This window comes from Paenibacillus sp. FSL H7-0735 (assembly GCF_038008505.1).
Taxonomy (GTDB): Bacteria; Bacillota; Bacilli; order Paenibacillales; family Paenibacillaceae; genus Paenibacillus_AQ; species Paenibacillus_AQ odorifer.
On the sequence record NZ_JBBOZH010000001.1, the window covers coordinates 2,199,423 to 2,217,811 of the forward strand.

General features: G+C 38.6%; 15 protein-coding genes and 1 pseudogene. 9 read left to right on the top strand and 7 right to left on the bottom strand.

The window, feature by feature from the left end:
• Positions 1-116 precede the first annotated feature (116 nt).
• The 3 genes from NSS82_RS09760 (at position 117) to NSS82_RS09770 (ending at position 5,017) form a co-directional block, all read left to right on the top strand.
• The gene (locus NSS82_RS09760; RefSeq protein ID WP_235219505.1) at positions 117-1,043 is read left to right on the top strand and encodes an AraC family transcriptional regulator; all 927 of its coding nucleotides are present in this window, start codon (positions 117-119) and stop codon (positions 1,041-1,043) included.
• 393 nt (positions 1,044-1,436) lie between these two features.
• A complete protein-coding gene (locus tag NSS82_RS09765) occupies positions 1,437-4,319 on the top strand; it encodes an S-layer homology domain-containing protein (RefSeq protein WP_340960512.1) in 2,883 nt (960 codons plus the stop codon).
• A 257-nt stretch (positions 4,320-4,576) separates the two neighbouring features.
• Complete coding sequence (locus tag NSS82_RS09770; RefSeq protein ID WP_076271941.1) at positions 4,577-5,017, top strand: GNAT family N-acetyltransferase; 441 nt, start codon at positions 4,577-4,579, stop codon at positions 5,015-5,017.
• Positions 5,018-5,078: 61 nt separating this feature from the next.
• On the opposite strand, the pseudogene NSS82_RS09775 reads toward NSS82_RS09770, so the two are convergent.
• A pseudogene (locus tag NSS82_RS09775) lies at positions 5,079-5,663 on the bottom strand (SpoVR family protein); the annotation flags it as partial.
• Positions 5,664-5,787: 124 nt separating this feature from the next.
• On the opposite strand from NSS82_RS09775, the gene NSS82_RS09780 reads away from it, so the two are divergent.
• Positions 5,788-8,673: a TrlF family AAA-like ATPase gene (locus NSS82_RS09780; RefSeq protein WP_341109728.1), complete on the top strand. Its 2,886-nt coding sequence runs from the start codon at positions 5,788-5,790 to the stop codon at positions 8,671-8,673.
• Here NSS82_RS09780 and NSS82_RS09785 read toward each other — a convergent pair.
• Together NSS82_RS09785 and NSS82_RS09790 are read right to left on the bottom strand one after the other, a co-directional pair.
• Complete coding sequence (locus tag NSS82_RS09785; protein ID WP_341109729.1) at positions 8,670-8,849, bottom strand: hypothetical protein; 180 nt, start codon at positions 8,847-8,849, stop codon at positions 8,670-8,672. The genes NSS82_RS09780 and NSS82_RS09785 overlap by 4 nt on opposite strands.
• A gap of 119 nt (positions 8,850-8,968) precedes the next feature.
• On the bottom strand, positions 8,969-10,429 hold the full coding sequence (locus tag NSS82_RS09790; protein ID WP_341109730.1) for a recombinase family protein: 1,461 nt from the start codon (positions 10,427-10,429) through the stop codon (positions 8,969-8,971).
• 116 nt (positions 10,430-10,545) lie between these two features.
• Here NSS82_RS09790 and NSS82_RS09795 point away from each other — a divergent pair, with 116 nt between their 5' ends.
• Positions 10,546-10,788: a hypothetical protein gene (locus tag NSS82_RS09795; RefSeq protein WP_341109731.1), complete on the top strand. Its 243-nt coding sequence runs from the start codon at positions 10,546-10,548 to the stop codon at positions 10,786-10,788.
• Positions 10,789-10,991: 203 nt separating this feature from the next.
• Here the strand turns inward: NSS82_RS09795 and NSS82_RS09800 are convergent, their stop codons facing one another.
• Entirely contained in the window at positions 10,992-11,336 is a 345-nt protein-coding gene (locus tag NSS82_RS09800) for a helix-turn-helix domain-containing protein (RefSeq protein WP_341109732.1), read from the bottom strand.
• Between the two features lie 44 nt (positions 11,337-11,380).
• On the opposite strand from NSS82_RS09800, the gene NSS82_RS09805 reads away from it, so the two are divergent.
• The 4 genes from NSS82_RS09805 (at position 11,381) to NSS82_RS09820 (ending at position 15,199) form a co-directional block, all read left to right on the top strand.
• Positions 11,381-11,539 (top strand): hypothetical protein, encoded by a 159-nt coding sequence (locus NSS82_RS09805; protein ID WP_341109733.1) that lies wholly within the window; start codon positions 11,381-11,383, stop codon positions 11,537-11,539.
• On the top strand, positions 11,536-12,993 hold the full coding sequence (locus NSS82_RS09810; protein ID WP_341109734.1) for a recombinase family protein: 1,458 nt from the start codon (positions 11,536-11,538) through the stop codon (positions 12,991-12,993). The genes NSS82_RS09805 and NSS82_RS09810 overlap by 4 nt, the downstream gene beginning before the upstream one ends.
• Positions 12,990-14,552, top strand: coding sequence for a recombinase family protein (locus NSS82_RS09815; protein ID WP_341109735.1), 1,563 nt, complete (start codon positions 12,990-12,992; stop codon positions 14,550-14,552). Before NSS82_RS09810 ends, NSS82_RS09815 begins: the two co-directional genes overlap by 4 nt.
• Before the next feature lie 107 nt (positions 14,553-14,659).
• Positions 14,660-15,199: a YkvA family protein gene (locus NSS82_RS09820; protein WP_341109736.1), complete on the top strand. Its 540-nt coding sequence runs from the start codon at positions 14,660-14,662 to the stop codon at positions 15,197-15,199.
• Positions 15,200-15,543: 344 nt separating this feature from the next.
• On the opposite strand, the gene NSS82_RS09825 is transcribed toward NSS82_RS09820, so the two are convergent.
• The 3 genes from NSS82_RS09825 to NSS82_RS09835 form a co-directional block, all read right to left on the bottom strand.
• Positions 15,544-16,113 (bottom strand): hypothetical protein, encoded by a 570-nt coding sequence (locus NSS82_RS09825; RefSeq protein WP_341109737.1) that lies wholly within the window; start codon positions 16,111-16,113, stop codon positions 15,544-15,546.
• 174 nt (positions 16,114-16,287) lie between these two features.
• Positions 16,288-16,923: a DUF4304 domain-containing protein gene (locus NSS82_RS09830; RefSeq protein WP_341109738.1), complete on the bottom strand. Its 636-nt coding sequence runs from the start codon at positions 16,921-16,923 to the stop codon at positions 16,288-16,290.
• Positions 16,924-17,093: 170 nt separating this feature from the next.
• Positions 17,094-18,296, bottom strand: a complete 1,203-nt coding sequence (locus NSS82_RS09835) for a hypothetical protein (protein ID WP_341109739.1) — start codon at positions 18,294-18,296, stop codon at positions 17,094-17,096.
• Positions 18,297-18,389 lie beyond the last annotated feature (93 nt).

An 18,389-nucleotide genomic window follows, 5' to 3' on the forward strand; every position in this document is an offset into this window, starting at 1 on the left:
ATACGCAGAGTTGTGATCCTTCTGTAAATGGAGGGGCTCGCTGCTCTGTTTTTTTATACAGGCAATAATGCAGCTCAGCAAAACAGGAACAGTCCATCTCATGCGCAGTTGATATAATGAAATCACCGTACGGGGGAAGGCTGGTGCTGCACTTGAATTACAGTAAAGATATAGAAAAATGTGTTGAATATATAGAAGCTCATATCAAAGAAAATATAACGGTGGAAGAAATAGCGACTGAGGTCGGATATTCGGTGTATCATTTTTGCCGAGTGTTCAGCTTGTGCAAGGAAATGTCTGTGATGGAATATGTGCGGAGCCGAAAATTATCCTTAGCCTCAATTGAATTATTTGCTGGAAAAAAGATCATTGATATTGCGCTGGACTATGGTTTTGAAACACAAAGTGGCTTTACTAAAGCTTTTCGCAAAACCTTTGGTTATAGTCCGACACAATATGCGGCGCGGATGGATGGGTTTAGTAAAGGAAATTCAATATTTGATATCGGAGGTTATATTATGAATCCTGTTTTTGTTCGTAAGCCTGCTTTTAAGGTGGCTGGTTATGGTATCCAAACTAATGTTGCGGGTAGTATGTACACTAAGGATATTGCTTCTTTTTGGAGCCATTATGAGGGTGAAAACCTGGAGTCCAAAATGTATAAAATACTAAACCCGCCTAAACACGGAGAAGTTGGTTTATGTATTCCGTCTTCAGATAACGGCAATGCCACCTATCTTTTGGGTGTTATTGTTGAGGACTACTCCAAGGTAGAAGCTGATATGTTGACGATGGATGTGCCAGAAGCCGAATATGCCGTGTTTACAACACCTCCAGTGGATACTTCAACGGATACAGAGCAAATACAGTTTGCCCAAGTCATAAAAAGCAGCTGGAAGTACATCTTCGAAGAATGGTTTAAGGATAGTGGTTACGTTTATGACGAGACTAAGCTGGATTTTGAGTTTTACGATGAACGCTGCCATTCGCGGCCAGATACAGTGATGGAGATTTACGTTCCTGTGAAAAAGTTGACTGAATAGTCGATAAGGGCAAATACCGCTCGGTGATAATTGTAATTTCTGAAATGTTTGGACTTTATGTCGCTGACAAAGGCGAACGCTACGCGCCTACATTTTCAAACTTCCTTACGTTACGTTCCCCTGAGCATTTGCCATGTGCAGTTATTAAGTCGATATGAGGGTGTCGATGAAGGTCCGCAGCGTGTTACCGCTGCGGGCTTTTTTTAATGATTAAAGGGACTATCCATAGGTAGATTTTTTAGACATAAAATCTGCTTACTCTCGACAAAAAGAGACACCTATGTAAAAAACAATATGATATGATCTCTATGAATTATCTAGCACTATTGTACTAGAAGTTAAGGGATTAGAAGTGGTTCGTAGTTCATTTCGTAGATAAGTAGGAGGAGAAACGTGGTTATTAAAAAGATTTTATCTAAAAAGGCTATTGTATTCATGCTTATTGTTTGTTTAACATCATTACCTTTAGGTACTGTTTTCGCAAGTAAGGTTTCAGATATTCAAGGGAGTTGGGCGGAAGCGCAAATTTCTAAATGGATGGAGAAGGGGCTAATATCAGGTTATCCAGACGGGGGCTTTAAACCTGACCATTCGATTACTAGGGCTGAATTGGTTGCATTAATCAATAAGTCATTTGGATTTGTTGAGTTGGAGGAGCGTTCTTTTAAAGATGTAAAAGCTTCAGACTGGTATTATTCTAGTCTTTTAGCGGCAAATGCTGCTGGTTACATACAAGGTTATTCAGATGGATCCTTTGGACCTAATAAAAAGGTAACACGTCAAGAGTTTGCAGTGATTGTTAGTAAATTACTTGCACTGCCTTCTTCCGATTCTGCTAATAAATTTAGCGATACATCAACAAGCCCTTTATGGAGTAAAGTAGCTATCGGATCAGTATACGATAAGGGTATTATGTCGGGTTATTCGGATAACTCCTTTCATCCAGAATCGTTTACTACTCGTGCTGAGGCTGTTGTAATTTTGGACAGATCGTTAACTATCAAGAGTGAATCCTCATTTGGAACCCTCTCTTACAATGTAGCGGGTACTTATGGTCCAGCTACAGGGGAAGAGAAGGTTAGCCAAAACGTAATCATTAATTCTCCTAATGTAACTTTACAGAACATGACGATCTTAGGGGACTTATTACTAGCAGAAGGAATCGCCGAGGGAGAAGTATTTTTAAAAAATGTTACTGTTAACGGTGTTACTACGGTTAGCGGTGGGGGAGCACATAGTGTTCATTTTGAGAATGCTAGACTAACCTCGGTGATCATTGATAAGAAGACAGGGATTATTAGAGTTGTTGTTGAAGGATCTACAGTTATTAGTGATATTCAAGTTCAATCCCCTGCAACAATCCAATCTTCTAGTGGGGCTACTATTCATACAGTTACTCTATCCAAAGCGCTTCCTAAAGACTCGCAGATGAGTTTGCTTGGAAGCTTTAAGAATGTAATTGTTTTGGCGCAAAATATCAATATTGGATTGCCACAAGGCAGCGTTCAAAATTTTAGTTTTAATAAAGATGCAAGTGGAAATAAGCTAAACAATGGGGCTAGTATCCTTTCTTTGATTATGAACGCTAGCACGAATGTTGTAGGGAATGGGACTATTGATCAAGCGGTTATAAATGCATCTGGAATTACTATCGAACATGCTCCACGCAATTTAGAAGCTGGAAAAGATGTCCCATCAAATGTGAATGTGAATATTGGTGGTGTAAATAGACCGGCAGCAACACCTACACAGGCACCAGCAGTAACAACACCAATTTCACCGGTGTCCCCGGGGACACCAACTGGAACAGCAACGCCAATAGCGACACCAGCTGCAACACCAACAGCGACACCAGCGGCAACACCAGCAGCAACACCAGCGGCAACGCCAACAGCAACGCCAACAGCGACACCAGCAGCAACGCCAACAGCAACGCCAACAGCGACACCAGCGGCAACGCCAACAGCAACGCCAACAGCGACACCAGCGGCAACGCCAACAGCAACGCCAACAGCGACACCAGCGGCAACGCCAACAGCAACGCCAACAGCGACACCAGCGGCAACGCCAACAGCGGCACCAACAGAAACACCGACAGTCACGCCATCAGCAACGCCAGACGTGACTCCACTGCCAACGTTGTCTCCAATTCCGACAATGGTGCCGACTTTTACTCCGGAACCGACACCGCCAGGGCCAACACCGCAACCAGAACAGTATAATGTAAATGGAACTATTATACGTGCAGATGAGAAGGAAATATTTAAAGAGGGTATTCTTTATATAAGTAAAGTTCAAGATAATATGACTATTGGTTATGAGACTAAGTTGATTGACGGGAAATTCAGTATTAATTTATACGATGGGGATTACCAGATCACAAAAGTATCTGATTTGAATTCTTCAGATTTTATTTCGCTTTTCTATACTTTTAAGGTGTCTAATGAGAAACCTATTCCTAGCTCGCTTGATATTGTAATTCCAGAGGGGCATGAAGGAACTATAAAATATCAAGATGGTACCTCAATAAGTAATGGTTCGTTATCAATTTTAAGAATAGAACCTAATTTATCTGTCGGGTTCAGTGCGCCGATCAAAGATGGTAAATTCACTTTGTATTTACCTGATGGAGACTATCTAATAAAAAACCAGAATAATTATGCTACTGAAGAGCAAATTTCACTATATTACACATTCAAAATTGTTAATGGGCTGACTGAGCCAAGTCAAATTGATATAGTCATTCCTTCAAAAATCAAGGGGACTATAGTTAATTCGGAAGGGGGAGCAGTTCCTTCTGGAACACTTATGGTGCATAGAACAGATACTCCAGAATTAAATATTTATTATGCTCAAATTTACGGGGGGAATTATAGCTTATTTTTACCTGACGGTTCTTATCAAGCCGATGGTTTCTACCCTGTTAATATGTCAAGTCGGATTTCAATTGACTATAGATTTACAGTGAATAATGGAAAGACAACACCAAGTCCATTAGCCATTACAATACCGAAAGGATACAACGGAACGATAAAAAATGCAGATGGAAGAATCTTTAGATATGGATCGATAACTGTTTATAAAAATAATGAAGATGGTTCTCAGTCTTTTTACACAGCCCCTATATTCTCAGGGGAGTTTAAGTTGTTTTTGCCAGAGGGTACTTATCAAGTGAATAGTTTATTTAACGGTGAAGATCAAATCCCATTTAACTATACCTTCTCCATTGCTAAGGGTCAGTCTGACCCGAATCTATTAAATATTCTAGTGCCATAATGAACTTCGGCTTTATTTACCGGAAGACTCATAACAAAATATAACAATTGATCAAACAATGCTCAGTCCTATCATCTTAATCTTATAGGGTATATGAGTGAATTTGCACCCCACAACATTGGAACTTCCATATGGAAACCAATGATACTTTTGGGGTGTTTTTTTATCTAATCAGTTTATGTTTGACGTGTATGATCTTCCGTAGTGTAATAGAGTCAATAAGTAAGGTAATTCGAAAATAACAGGGAGTGAAGCAGATGATTAGAGAAGCGAGAGCAGATGACTGGCAAGACATAGAGGAATTATTAGAACAGTTGGGATATCCGAATACAGAAATGTTCATGCAAGAAAAAATAGAAAAGCTAATCCTACATCCGGATGAGGAATTATTGGTTTTTGAGGAAGATGATAAAGTGGTAGCTTGTATTTCCATGCATTACATACCCCAATTAGGTCTGGTAGGAGAGACTGCAATTATAAGTTATCTTGTGGTGAGTAATGCCATTAGGAGCAAAGGAATTGGACGTAAGCTTGAGGAGTATTGCGCTGAATTAGCTAGAAAAAGAAACTGTGATAAAATTCAGGTTCATTGTCATTCCAGAAGAACTGATGCGCATAGATTTTATGCTCGGCAAGGATTTGTTGAGGCTCCAAAATATTTCTCGAAGTCGTTAAAAGAATCTGAATCCTCATTTTAGCCAAAGCAAAAAGCGGCAGACCAGGGTGTTAATACCCGTTTAGGTCTGCCGCTTTTTAATTCTAAATAAACTTCCGCTGCACCTTTTTGCCATCGTATGAAAAACGCGCCTTTTTGTCTTCCACAACCGTCTGTAGATGAACCGTCCGCCCCCATAAAGAGTAGATGTGAGGGAGTGTGCGCTCCAGGTACTTCAGATCCAGCTCGATGCTTTCATAGCGATGAGTTATAAATAATTCACCATTCTTCTCGAAGTCTGCATCCTCAATGACCAAGTAAGGAGACCCCCCATTGACCCGGGCGAGCACCAGTTGATCGCGTACATTTTCCCATGCTTTATCGGTGATTTTCCATTCGGGGCCTTTTTTTTCAAAAACATAAAGATCGAGGTCGTTCACCAATTCCTTAGATAGATAGCTGCGGATAAAAGAGGTATCGGATTCCAGCTCACGTACTTCAAAGATTTTCTCGCGGTCCCAGCGGCGTTCGATGTCTTCAAAGATTTTCAGCCCCAGATAGTAAGGATTCAGGCTTTGCCGTGAGGGCTGCACGACGGATGAATTCAGTTTTGCGTATTCCACTGTTTCCTCTTCGGTCAGATCTAGTTCGCGAACGATGCGCTGATGCCAGTAGGAAGCCCAGCCTTCGTATTGCTAAGGTGCTTTATAACAATTGTTGAATCAAAGTGATCTTATAGAAAAAATAGGAGGATTTTGACAATCGGAGTCGAAAGATTACCTTATCAAAAATTTTCAAGATAGTGGGGATAGCATGAAAGGATATTTGTTTCCAAAGGGGTCTGAATGGAGAAAGTGGGATTTACATGTGCATACACCTGCTTCTTTTCATTGGAAAGGCCAAAGATTTGCAACAATGACACAAGATGAAAGAAAAGCATCATTTAAAACTATGCTTAACACGATTAACGATTCGGATGTATCTGTATTTGGTATAATGGATTATTGGACATTTGATGGTTATTTAGAATTTATGAAGGAAGTTAACCTAGAGGGATGGGAATTAAAGAAAACAGTATTACCTGGTATGGAACTTAGAATTGAGTCGCCTACGAATTACAGATTGAATATTCATGTTATACTTTCTAATTATTTAACAGAACAACAATTGTATGATTTCAAATCCCATCTAAAGCTGGGGGTTGTAAATAGGCAGATATCAAACGAAGCATTAATATCTCTTTCAGACCATCTAGGTGCTGATAAGAAACGTGCGCGTGGGTTCAAAGATCCAGAGAATATGGATGAAGCAGATAAATTAAAGTTTGGGTCAATGGTAGCTGAGGTAACAAAGGAATCTTTTGTATCAGCAATGAGAAGTATACCTCAAAACCAGGGCTATGTTCTTCTTCCTTATGATACAAGTGATGGATTAAGTAAATTAGACTGGGAGACATTCCCAATATCAGATACCTTTTTTTTAGGACTAGCTCATATATTTGAGACAAGAAAACAAGAAACGGTAGACCTTTTTATTGGTAAACAAACGCCTGAAAATGCGGACTTCATTAAAGATTTTCAAGCAGCATTGAATAACGCGCATAAACCTGGAATTGCAGGTAGTGATGCTCATAAGTATTCGGAATACGGAATATATCCGAGCAATAAAATGACGTGGATAAAAGCTGATCCGAATTTTAATGGATTGAGACAAATTATTCACGAACCAGAAACCCGTGTGTGTATATCGGAGAACAAACCAAATCAGAAGACATCGTATTTGGTTATTGATAAGGTTAAATTTTCTGATACCCGCCAAATAAAAGAATTTAGCGATGAATGGATTGAACTAAACGATGGACTTAATGTAATAATTGGAGGAAAGTCTTCTGGTAAGTCCTTGCTCCTTCATTATATTGCGAAGACTATTGATCCCAAGCAGGTAAAGGACAAGTTGGGAAATAAGTTGTACGATTTTGAAAAAAGTGAAAACTTTAATTTTGAAGTTAAATGGGTTGATGGTACTACGAACTTTTTGAAGGACGATGATGACAGTAGGTCAATGCATCAGATTACATATATACCTCAGCTATATATACATCAATTGGCAGATGAAGAGGGCCAAGGGAATTTAAGAGATATAATTTTAGATATTTTACTTCAGAATAACATTTTTAAGGAATTTTTTCATAATAAAATGGAGGATATCGCAAGGAGTTTTAAAAATATAGAACAAGAAATAATTTCATTATTCATTAGTAAAGAAGATATTGAAAACACAACTGAAGAAATAAGTAAAATGGGTGATAAAAATTCTATTATTATGGAAATCCAAAAAATTCAAAGTGAAATTAATGAATTGAGGTTTAATTCTGGATTTTCAGAGAAGGAAGAAGAACAATATAAAAATTTAATGAATATTAGAAATGATAATGCCAAGGAAATTTATCATTTAAATTGGGTGCTAGAGTCGTTGACAATTTTCGAAAGGGAAGTAAAATATCATACATCTTATTATTTAATGCAAATTCAACAAGAAATCGATAAATTGAACAAACAATCCACGTTCGAAGAAGAAAATAATTTATTAGTAAAAGTAATTATTGATGAATTAGAAGCTAAACTTCATCCTACAATGAGTGAAATATCTAACCATGTAAAGTATGATGAAATAAACTTATTGATTGCTCAAGCTCAAAAACTAAGTGAGATAATTGAATTGGATTTATCTCCATTTTTAGCGAAATTTAAAAATAAATCTCGGGCAGAAGAACTGCAAAAGAGTCTAGACTATCAAATGGATTTATTAAATTCTATAACTGAAAGTGAGAAGCAATTAATCTTAGAAAAAGAAAAGTATGAAGAACAAATCAGTCGTATAATTGAAGAATATTCATTAATTTTAAATAAACGTGAAGAGGTAGTACGAGAACTTAATAAATCAGCATATAATAATATCTCAGAAGACATGAAATTAAAAACAACAAATTTATTTGACACAAAAAAGTTCTTTAAACAATTTACTGAAATGTTTAACAGACAGAAAAAGTTGTATAAAGGTTTACCTGGATGTTTTGATGAAAATGATGAAATTATCTTTACTACATTGAATGAACACGAATTGAAAATCAAGGAAATTTTTCTGAATATTTTAACTAATAATGAATTGAAACTTAAAAGTACATATGAATTAAAAGCAGCTGTACTTGCTTTGTTTTCTGATTATTATTATTTTGATTTTAATCTTAGTCAGAAAAATGATTCTTTTATTCATATGTCTCCTGGTAAAAGAGGAATGGTTTTATTACAGCTGTTTTTGCATCTTAGCAATTCTACACATCCTATATTAATAGATCAACCAGAAGACAATCTTGATAATCGAACAATCTACACTGAGTTAAATGGATTTATTAAAAGTAAAAAAATTAATCGTCAAATTATAATCGTTACGCATAACGCTAATCTCGTAGTTTTAACGGATGCTGAGCAAGTTATTGTTGCAAATCAAGCAGGACAACAGGTTGAAAGAGAAAATGAAAAGTATAGGTTTGAGTATGTTTCAGGAGCTTTAGAATGTACTTTTATTGATGAAAACGCTGTTGGTACGCTCTATAAAAAAGGGATAAAAGAACATGTATGTGAAATACTTGAAGGTGGCCAGGAAGCATTTGAAAAACGTGAGCGTAAATATGGGTTTTAAATTTCAATATTCCCTTGATTCTTATCAAGGGTTTTTTCTTTGTTTATTTTAGCTAATCTATATAACATATGTTCTTTGCAATAATCATGAGTTCCAAATGCACCTAAATCATGAATTATAATTTCATAGTTATTATTTGGGCCAATTCCTTCCTGACAATAATCACAGAAAGCCATAAGATTACCTCCTTAGTTTGGTTGTAATCACCATTATTATCATGCGCTTGAACCTTTAGACGATATATGTGGCATTCAATTATATATTCTATTACCTTCATTGAGTGACTATCCTTCGATTAAACAAATAGCAATTCTATATCCAACTCCCCCTCCCCCAAAACCGTGACCTTCGAAACCAACGTTCGTAGCAGCACCTTAGCCTCCTCAACAGGCAACACATTTATCGCATCCAGTACCGTCTTGATCTTGCTTTCAAGCATTTTCTTTAGCTCTTCCACCTGTATGTTCTCCCCCAGTTCATTAGAACTTTGATTTTCCAGAATAATTCGTTCCATCCGCTGCTTCTCCTCGTTGAGATCCTGCAACTCAATCAATCCAGCAGTATAAGCTTCGACCTTCCGCTTATATCGATTTTTTGCTGCGGTAATTTGTTGATCTCCACGACTGCTCTGGCTGCTACGGGCTTTCTCAACGAGATAAGGAACCAGGTCAGGGCTAAGTGAATCAGACAAACCTGCTAACCCCTGCAAAAACCAGGACTCCACCTCGTCTGCCTTGTACTGCTTGCTCGTACATGTTCCTTTATTCTTATTCGCAGAACAACGGTAAACACGGTAACGTCTGTCTCGTGACCCTGACCAGCCAATGCTCATCCCCGACCCGCAGTTTCCACATTTCAGTATGCCGCCGAGAAGATGGGGGCTGGTCTGGGCGCGGGGAGCAATGCCTGGTCTGCTCATTTTGGTCTGCACTCTTTCCCAAGTGTTCTTGTCGATAATGGCGGGTAGGCAATCGTCAATGACAATCCAATCCTTATCATCCTTTATGGTTCTTTTCTTCTTGCTTGAATCCACGCGGTTCCATATAAAGGTGCCTTTATATACAGGATTAGTAAGCAGCAGTTTTACGGAACGAATGGACCATTCTTTGTTGTGTCTGGAAGGTATACCTTCTTCGTTCAGTTGTCTGGCAATTGCGAAGAATCCCATTCCCTGATTGAGGTATAGATCATACATCTGTCGTACAGTCTTAGCCTCGGGCTCATGGATGATAAGGACTTTATCTTCCAAGCGATACCCGTAGGGACTCTGGGTCAGCCATTTACCTTGGTTGGCAGCATGGAACATATTATCCAGTACACGCTCTCGAATACGCTCACGTTCAAATTCCGCGACAGCACCAAGCACTTGAAGTGTTAAACGGCCTGACGGCGTGTTCGTATCAAACGATTCACTGATCGAGATAAATGCGACTTGGTGCTGCTGGAACATGTCGATCAGCGTAAGCAAATCGAGCAATCGGCGGCTCATCCGATCCAGTTTGGTGACCATAACTTTTGAGATTTCGCCATTCTCTATGTATGTCATCAACCGCTTGAGCTGAGGGCGGTCTGTGCTTTTTGCGGAGTAGCCATCGTCAATGAACAACAGGACCTCGTCTGACCATCCCATGGCCTTACAGTAGGCCTTCAGGCGCTCCTGCTGCTCACCCAAGGAAACACCTTCACGTGCCTGCTCATCGGTCGATACGCGGCAATAAATCGCTACAAAACGGCTTGTGGTATTCTCAACATTCATAGGCGCTCCTCCTGATGGGCTGGTCCTTTATTCTATGCACCAAAAATTTGATTTACGATTATAGGGTTGTCCTCTCCGATCCGCTACATAGGTTGTATTAAAGGGGGGGAGGCACGATGGACCTGAAGATCCGTTTTACTGTCAACACTCCTTCGCAGCAGATTCGTTTTGGAAATCTTAAGGAAATCGATCATTCCGAAACATTAGAGAAGTTAGCGGAACACTTCGCTTCCTGGGAGAAGACGCTAAAAGAGCGGGCAGCCGCACATCTGCTTACAGAGACCATAGGCTTGGAACAAGCAAGCGGGTACCGAATTAGCTTCGTTCATAAAGAAGAGAGTCTTCCCGAGGTGGGATAGACTCTCCTTTTTTTGCATGGCAATGGGTCTGATAAAGTAAGCAAAAAGGGAGTCAACCTATTGAAGGTTAGACTCCCCTTTAGTTCGATCATTATTCACGTCTGTAAACGTATATTTATGATTATGAAGCTTGTTCCGTTCATGATTTTAAATATTTGTTCATGTGTATGAATAGTTTCCCTTATACATGCACATATTACCAATTACCGAGGTGAGGAGGTGTAATGCGATAAGAAAGCTTCGGCTCCTTCTTCGACACAACGAAGCAAATATTCAACAGCATCAGGTTTACAAGTTTGCAAAGTTAGAAGAAGTTCGTACACCCGATCAAGGCGCATTCGAATCTCATCACTGCTATCCGCAGGAAACGGGACTAAGTTAAGGTCCTTTTGCAGTTGTTCCAGAACACTAAGAGTGATGTTTTGAGTTTTGCCTGTTTCCAGATTAGAAAGATAGCCCGAGGATACGCCGAGTTCATTTGCATAAGCATTTAAACTAATGCCTTTCCGATTGCGGATTTGACGAATTTGTTGACCGATTTCCTGCATACGCAGCCTCCTTTAAAATCAAATACTAGAAGGGAATTGAACCCATGAAAAAAAGGTACCAAGAGATTCAGGATGCCCAAATTCATTCTGTGAAATACGTAAATGATCCCGCAGCGGCCAAACAATATCACGATTTGTTTCTTGAGGTTATCCAGCGAATTATTGAAGAAGAAATGAATAAGCAGAATCAGGAGCTTCCATGAAGACGGCGCTGTACGTAAGACATTCGATTGACCAAAAAATTCAAAAGACATCTTTGAGATCACAGATAGCCGAAGGAGAAATCACAGCATTCAAGAACAAGTTGTTTATCGATGAGCGATATCTTGACCCTAAAGTCTCTGCGCGCAACATTAACAGATTTCAGAGACCTGAGTTGCATCGTTTGCTCTCCGATATTCAGGCAGGGATTGTGCAGAATGTAATAGTTAGCAGGCGCTGTCGACTGGCACGTAACTTGAGCGAACATCTTGAGATTTACGAAATTCTTAAGAAACATAAGATCAACGTGATCTTCTCGGAGGAGACCGAACCTCCTATGATCTATTCTGAGGAGGGAGAGATTCTTGAAGCCATATTTGGAGCGAAGAACGAGCTTGAAGGCGATAAGATTGTTGAAGGAGCAAAAGCTGGCAAACGTGCAATAGCGAAAAAAGGAGGAAATCCAGGAGGTCAAACGCCTTATGGCTACCGAATAATTAAGACAGAAGACAAAAAAGAAGCTGGGGCAATGATAAAACAAGAAGAGGAAGTTGTAGTGATCCGAAATATGTTCAATGTATTTCTGGCACAAAACTTCAAGTCATTCGCTAACTATGTGAAGTACTTGAAATCACAACATCTAATTCCTCAGGAATGGGGTGATTCACGAGTTCGGGGGATGTTCGGTAATCAATATTATAATGGATATTTGCGTTATGGGGATGTGCGTACAGCGGTCCCTCACCTGCGTATTTTTAAAGATGAAGATTGGAATAAGATTCAGGAGAAGTTTGCATCGTATTCAACTGGCCGAAAGAACGCCAAACATAATGTCGTATATCTCCTTAAAGACAAAATCACCTGTTCATTATGTGGAGGTCTGATGTCAACCCAGAATTATAGTTATAAAGGTGTTGAGGGGTTGTACGTTTGCAAAAAGCATGGTCTTAAACTTAAAAAGAATGAAGTTGAAGGAAGCTATTTACAAGCTGCTAAGGAATATCTTCTGCATGAGTTACCCTTGGAATTAGAAAAGCAGTTTCCCAAATATGTAACTGAAAAAACAAGCGAATTAGAAAGCAGACTATTCCAGTTAGAGTTCGATCTCAGTACTATCGGCTCTTTGTTAATAACACAAACCAGGCAATACATGCTCGATAAGTCGAATCACAATAAGGATGAATTAAAAAAGGTAAAGCGTAGACATCACCTAATACAGGAGGATATTAGCTGTATTAAGGGTGAAATTGAAAGGTTTAAAGGAATGGTACAATACGCTGCATCACCTCATTTGAAAGCGGCTGAATTTGCCCTGGAATCCAGATTATCGGAACTTGCGAGAGATGAGTTAATCCGATTCCTCATAACAATGAGCGTAGCGATTAACGCAGATTCCAAAATATTAAAAATTATATGGAGTCAGGGTCAAAGTAAATACACGGAGGTGGAGATTTGATTATAACTGACTTAATTAAACCTGGAATGAAGGGTGCCTTCTATGGAAGGCATTCGACGGATAAACAGGAGATGGATTCCCAGAACAGTGCTTGCGAGGAGTTCGTAAGACGGCATGAGTTAAGTCTCGTTGGCCGTTATTTGGACAGTGCGGTATCGGCAAGAAAGAAGGAGATGAATGAACGTCCCGAGTTGAAAAGATTGCTCGATGATGCACAGAAGCGGTTGTTTGATTTTGTCCTGGTGTGGGCTGAAGATCGATTGGCAAGAAAAACCAGAGAACACCGTGAAATTCGCAAGAAATTTGTGGAGTATAAAATCCCCGTATATGTGCTTCACAATAACACCCGTTATGACGAAGGTGAGTTATTATCGCAAACTATTCGCGACAGTTTCTCACAGTATCAAGGGGATAAGATTGCTGGTGATACTAAACGCGCGATGAGGACATTGCTGAAGGAAGGTCAGTGGACGGGCGGATCAGCTCCATATGGTTATAGATATCTTAAGGATACGAAGAAATTTGAGACCATTCCCGATGAAATTGAACATGTCCAAAAAATATTCTCTCTCTACAAGCAGGGTAATTTGGGATTCAGGGCGATTGCGGGAATGCTGCCCAAAGAGTCAAGAAGAGGTCGGGATTGGAAGTGGAACCATATCAAAGAGATCATTACGAATCCGTTTTACGCGGGAATATTGACTTTAAACCGTCGCGATTCCATTTCACATTTAACCGTAAATAAAGAAATGACGGAGTGGCTACAAGGCAGTAATACTTCTATTAAACCCGTTGTGACACTTGAGGCGTGGAAAGAAACCTGGTTCATTTATAAAAATCGCAGGGATTATTATGACGGTGAAGAGTCTTTGAAGAACGCAGGGCTTAAATTTGCTCAGTTCTATGTCACAAAGAATGTATTGAATGGACTGCTGTTCTGTACAGAATGCAATGAACGTTTGAAATGCAAGGATATGACCTCCAAAAATAAAAACAATGGAAAGGATTATGGTGATATTTTTTATGTATGCAGGGAGTGTAACTATAAGGTAGGAGCAGAAAAATTATCGCCGATTATTGACGCAATTTGGAAAAAGATACAGCGGTCAGTCGACGTTACGAGGATTTCGGAAGTTGTGTATGTTCGCTTTCAAAATGAAGTAACCACCATACAGCATCGAACGGAATTTTATGAAAAGCAAATTCAAGAATTCTCAAACAACAAAGTGCATTACGAATCATGGATTGAAGAGTATGGGAAGATAAAAAGTGAAGACAGGGATGTCTACGAGGCGTTCAGTTTAGCTAATGCCTATAATGAGCAAAACTTATTAGCTGCTAAGAAAATGTACGCACGATATAAACATAAACTGGATTTCTTAAAACAAGATAGGGAGACGGTTATTCAAGAGACAGAGAAACTTGTGAACACAATAAAATGTGACCGTAAGAGTTTACCCGTTCATGACGAGAAACAATTACTTCAATTTGCTCTAGCTTACCTGACGATTGATCAGAACGGAAAAATTGAATACGCGATTAAGTCAGAATTGTTGTGAGCCGTTCTCTATAATGGAGGCGGTTTTTTGATTTTTATCATAAAAAGGAAAATGAATGTGGATTGTGGAATTATAGGTATATCTCAAGATGGAAGGAATAAATACATATGATCAGAACCTTGGAATGTCCCAATTGTGGACAATTAAATGATGTAGACACTCAGAAATTCGCTCAAGCTTTATGTGGTTCTTGCAAAGGGAAATTTAGTAGTCTTACTGCTTTAGGTGCTTATAAATCGAGTAACGAGTTAGCCTCAGCACTTGAAATCGATACTGAGTTTTCTGAGTCTGAAAAAATTGATGTTAAATCATGGACATCAAAAATTGGTGGCGCTGAAAAGCAAGAAGAGTATGTGAAAGAAGGTTTCTTGAAAAAAATTAAAAAACACGCCTCAAAAATTCCCTTTGCCAAAGATGCCGTTGCTATGTATTTTTGTGCAACAGATAGCAAAACTCCGTTATCAGCACGTTTGATTGCTATGGGTGCGCTTGCGTATATTGTGCTTCCTATTGATGCAATACCCGACGTTGTTATTGGGCTGGGTTATACTGATGATGCGGCTGCGTTTTGGGCGGCTTATAAAGTAATTAGCATACATATTACTGACAATCATAGACAGCAAGCAGAAGAATGGTTTGGGAAATAAGTGATATTTGGGCTGATTGCAGTGAGGTGTTATTCTGTGATCAGCTCTTTTTACTTGTGCTGGGGCGAATGAATAATTCATTTCTCGGTAAGTGTATTAGGACTAATCAATCTTTTGTCAAAATGTTAAGGCAAGCGTATAGGGTACCGATCGTCCCCCTATACACTTGCCTTAACTAATTTAGACTAAAACGTTGCTGCATCTGCATTTGTAACGCAAAAAGAACTGACGCAGCATCCTTTACAGGGACGCTGATCAGTTCTTTTCGGCAAGCGTATATGATGGCAATATCTAATTTCGGTAAGTGTATATTAGTTCGTGGAAACATTGGCTCCAAATGATTGTTAGGGTTGATTCGGTTCTGAGGTTTCATTTTGTTCATTATTAACCAGTTCGTTGTACTGGTCTAGAGATTCATGATCCCAAGGCTCAGACTGATTTTCATGTGTGGCGTCTTTTAACGTTAAAGCTTCAAGTGTCTTCGTATTTTTCGGGGGTCTCATTTTTCTCGTTTTAGGTTCTGTTTCGTCGGGGTTGCTTAAAGAATCCGTCTCCAGTTCACTTTTATCTTTCGTTTTTCTTGAACTCGGTTTTGCTGCTTTACGTGAAAGTCGTGCATTTTCTTCATTGAGTTTTTGGATTTGAGATTTCTGACTTTCGTTGGCGCGTTTGAGTTTTTGAATTTCCTGCTGCAACAATTCGTAGTTATGAGACAGTTGTTTGTGTGATCCAGCCTCTTCGATTAATGCGCCTTCATATTGTGTGGGCAGCTGTTGAAGATATTGCTGCATCTCCTTTAAGGCATCCTCGAAATAATGATGTACTCGTTTTCCTATGTCATAGTACAGCTTAGCCTGACCTTCTTCGATTTTGCTTAAAAGCTGTTTTGACGAAATTGGCTCATAACTTTCCATTGTTAATCCCCCTCTGTCCAATGATCGGTTGATTAATATCTATGGTAAAGTTAGCTCGGTTATGTTGTTTGTTGCATCAAATTGCTAAGGTGAACGTTTAATAAAACAGAGGCATTGAACATTGAGTTCAAATGCCTCTGTTATATAAACGTTACTTATAATGTTTGTATAAGGTTAAGGCAGGTCCAGACCTAGTTTTTCTGCAATTTCAATTAATTTGGGCTTATAATACGGATTTCCATGTTCTATGCTTAATGCTTCAATCAGCTTTGTCTGTGCAGTTTCCTTGTGATCCAAAGAATAGTAAAGTATTATTTCGTCATGAATATTAGGTAAGGAACCAAAGATATCTTGTTCTTTGGCCACTTCAATTGCTTTAATTAATGAATCCGTTGATCGTAACGGGTCTATGTATGGAAATATATAATTAACCAAATCGCTTCTCAAAGCCTCAGCAACTTTACTCATATTTGTTTCCGAAACAATATGATAATCAGGAGTATATCCACGAGGAGCTTTTAAATGCTGTATATTGCCTCCAAGAATAGGTCTGTGCAATGTGGAGTTGAACCAACTCTTAGGTAATTCATATTGCATGAGGGCATAATAAGGTTTCGAGAATAATGCAAAGTCATTTGAAAAATCGTAATAATCGGGTAAGTTCCAACTTGAAGCAGCAAGATGCACGATCTGAACAACTTCAGGGTATTCTCTGACAAATACATTATTTTTCTTTTTATAGCCCTTCTCCTTAAATAAGGGTGTAATGCTTTCTGATAACATCATTTTATACATCTCTTTTGGCTTCATAAATTCAATGTCACCTCTAATTGAGTCAAATCCTTCAGAAACTTGATCTCTAGAGCGAAAGAGTTGGCCACTTATCGCAGACCAATCCACAAAAAACTTACAGTGAAGTTTTAATATATAACTTCTACTCAAGTCCTTGAATCAAAAAGATTAGTTTTTAAACTTATAAATTAAATAAAATGAACGATATCTCTCGCATGGCATTCAGTGCAATCAAAGTTAATGGTAGCTGATGAGAAAAAGTTATGCGCATTTCTTTTGGGGACATTCCTATATCTCCCAGTGAGAGTAGAAATAATAGATCCTCGTATGTTGAGTGTAGACCATGCTGAAACATCGAAATTCCCAGCATTTCCACAATGATGAGGAACAATTATTTCAAATTCAGTGAGTCGTTGTGTCAAGATAATGTCTCGAAGTATTTCAGGATAGTGATGATCACCAGTTAATAAAGCTGAACAGTTTGGTCCATTGATCAATAAAACAATTCCACTTTGGTTCATAGATGATCCATCAGTGGACCTATAAATTGTAAATAAACTGTTTCTATAACAAGGCAGAAGATTTATCCTATGTAAAGAAGAAACTCTATTCATTGGTGGAATTAACCAGGGGTTAACACCATTTGATACTAAACGATTCCAAATTCGCAATGATGTAGCGGTACCTGAAAACTTTGAAGGGGCAGTAAAGGTTTCAATATTTTGAATTTCTGAATCAAACATACCAAGGACGGCATGGATGTGATCAAGATCCCAGTGGCTTAAGATAACGTGAATATTATTTGTCTTCATATTAGCTTTTTGGACTAATTGAATAATCTGTGCACCGTTCCAGGTTAAATCAGCACCCATATCATATATAAGGCGAAAGCTCTGATTAGGAGACCTTATTTCATTCCAATTTCCAAACTCGACATTAAGTGCATGTAGCTCAAGGTATTCGTGATTTTTGAAGTCCAAGCTATCTTTCAAAGTGCACCAACTAGGATCAAGAGTAATATGTGATGCTACATGGTACTCTCCAAAATAGGGGGGGGGATAGAATCGAAATGGCTTAAAGTTTATTGAATTTTGATGTGCCTTTATGCGTACTCTGAAAATTAGGGATGCAGATTGTTCGGGATTAACATTAAATTCGAAAAGTTCAAATTCAAAACTACTCCAAAACTCAAGAGGGATGTCATACCAAAAACCTTCTCTAGGTCCTTCTCGAAAAGTAGTATGTATTTCTTCAATCAGCAACATGGATCGTTCATCGGCAGTATTCCACGGAATATTCAGTTTCTCAAAAAGGAGGTTCAAATCCATAAGTTTACTTACATCTAGTGCAATGTATTCACCAGGAAAATGCTTCTCACAATAAAATAGCAATTTATATACATCTCCTTATGTAATGAAGGGTTTCTTTTTTAATATATACAGAAGTCTATTTATTGTCTATTTATTGTTTAGATGGCAAAAAGA

Bases quoted from the DNA above. Each gene is read 5' to 3' on its own strand.
- NSS82_RS09825 (WP_341109737.1), bottom strand. From the start codon at position 16,113: ATGGAAAGTTATGAGCCAATTTCGTCAAAACAGCTTTTAAGCAAAATC.
- NSS82_RS09760 (WP_235219505.1), top strand. From the start codon at position 117: ATGAAATCACCGTACGGGGGAAGGCTGGTGCTGCACTTGAATTACAGT.
- NSS82_RS09790 (WP_341109730.1), bottom strand. From the start codon at position 10,429: ATGAATGTTGAGAATACCACAAGCCGTTTTGTAGCGATTTATTGCCGC.
- NSS82_RS09800 (WP_341109732.1), bottom strand. From the start codon at position 11,336: ATGCAGGAAATCGGTCAACAAATTCGTCAAATCCGCAATCGGAAAGGC.
- NSS82_RS09830 (WP_341109738.1), bottom strand. From the start codon at position 16,923: ATGAAGCCAAAAGAGATGTATAAAATGATGTTATCAGAAAGCATTACA.
- NSS82_RS09820 (WP_341109736.1), top strand. From the start codon at position 14,660: ATGATCAGAACCTTGGAATGTCCCAATTGTGGACAATTAAATGATGTA.
- NSS82_RS09810 (WP_341109734.1), top strand. From the start codon at position 11,536: ATGAAGACGGCGCTGTACGTAAGACATTCGATTGACCAAAAAATTCAA.
- NSS82_RS09795 (WP_341109731.1), top strand. From the start codon at position 10,546: ATGGACCTGAAGATCCGTTTTACTGTCAACACTCCTTCGCAGCAGATT.
- NSS82_RS09805 (WP_341109733.1), top strand. From the start codon at position 11,381: ATGAAAAAAAGGTACCAAGAGATTCAGGATGCCCAAATTCATTCTGTG.
- NSS82_RS09785 (WP_341109729.1), bottom strand. From the start codon at position 8,849: ATGGCTTTCTGTGATTATTGTCAGGAAGGAATTGGCCCAAATAATAAC.
- NSS82_RS09770 (WP_076271941.1), top strand. From the start codon at position 4,577: ATGATTAGAGAAGCGAGAGCAGATGACTGGCAAGACATAGAGGAATTA.
- NSS82_RS09780 (WP_341109728.1), top strand. From the start codon at position 5,788: ATGAAAGGATATTTGTTTCCAAAGGGGTCTGAATGGAGAAAGTGGGAT.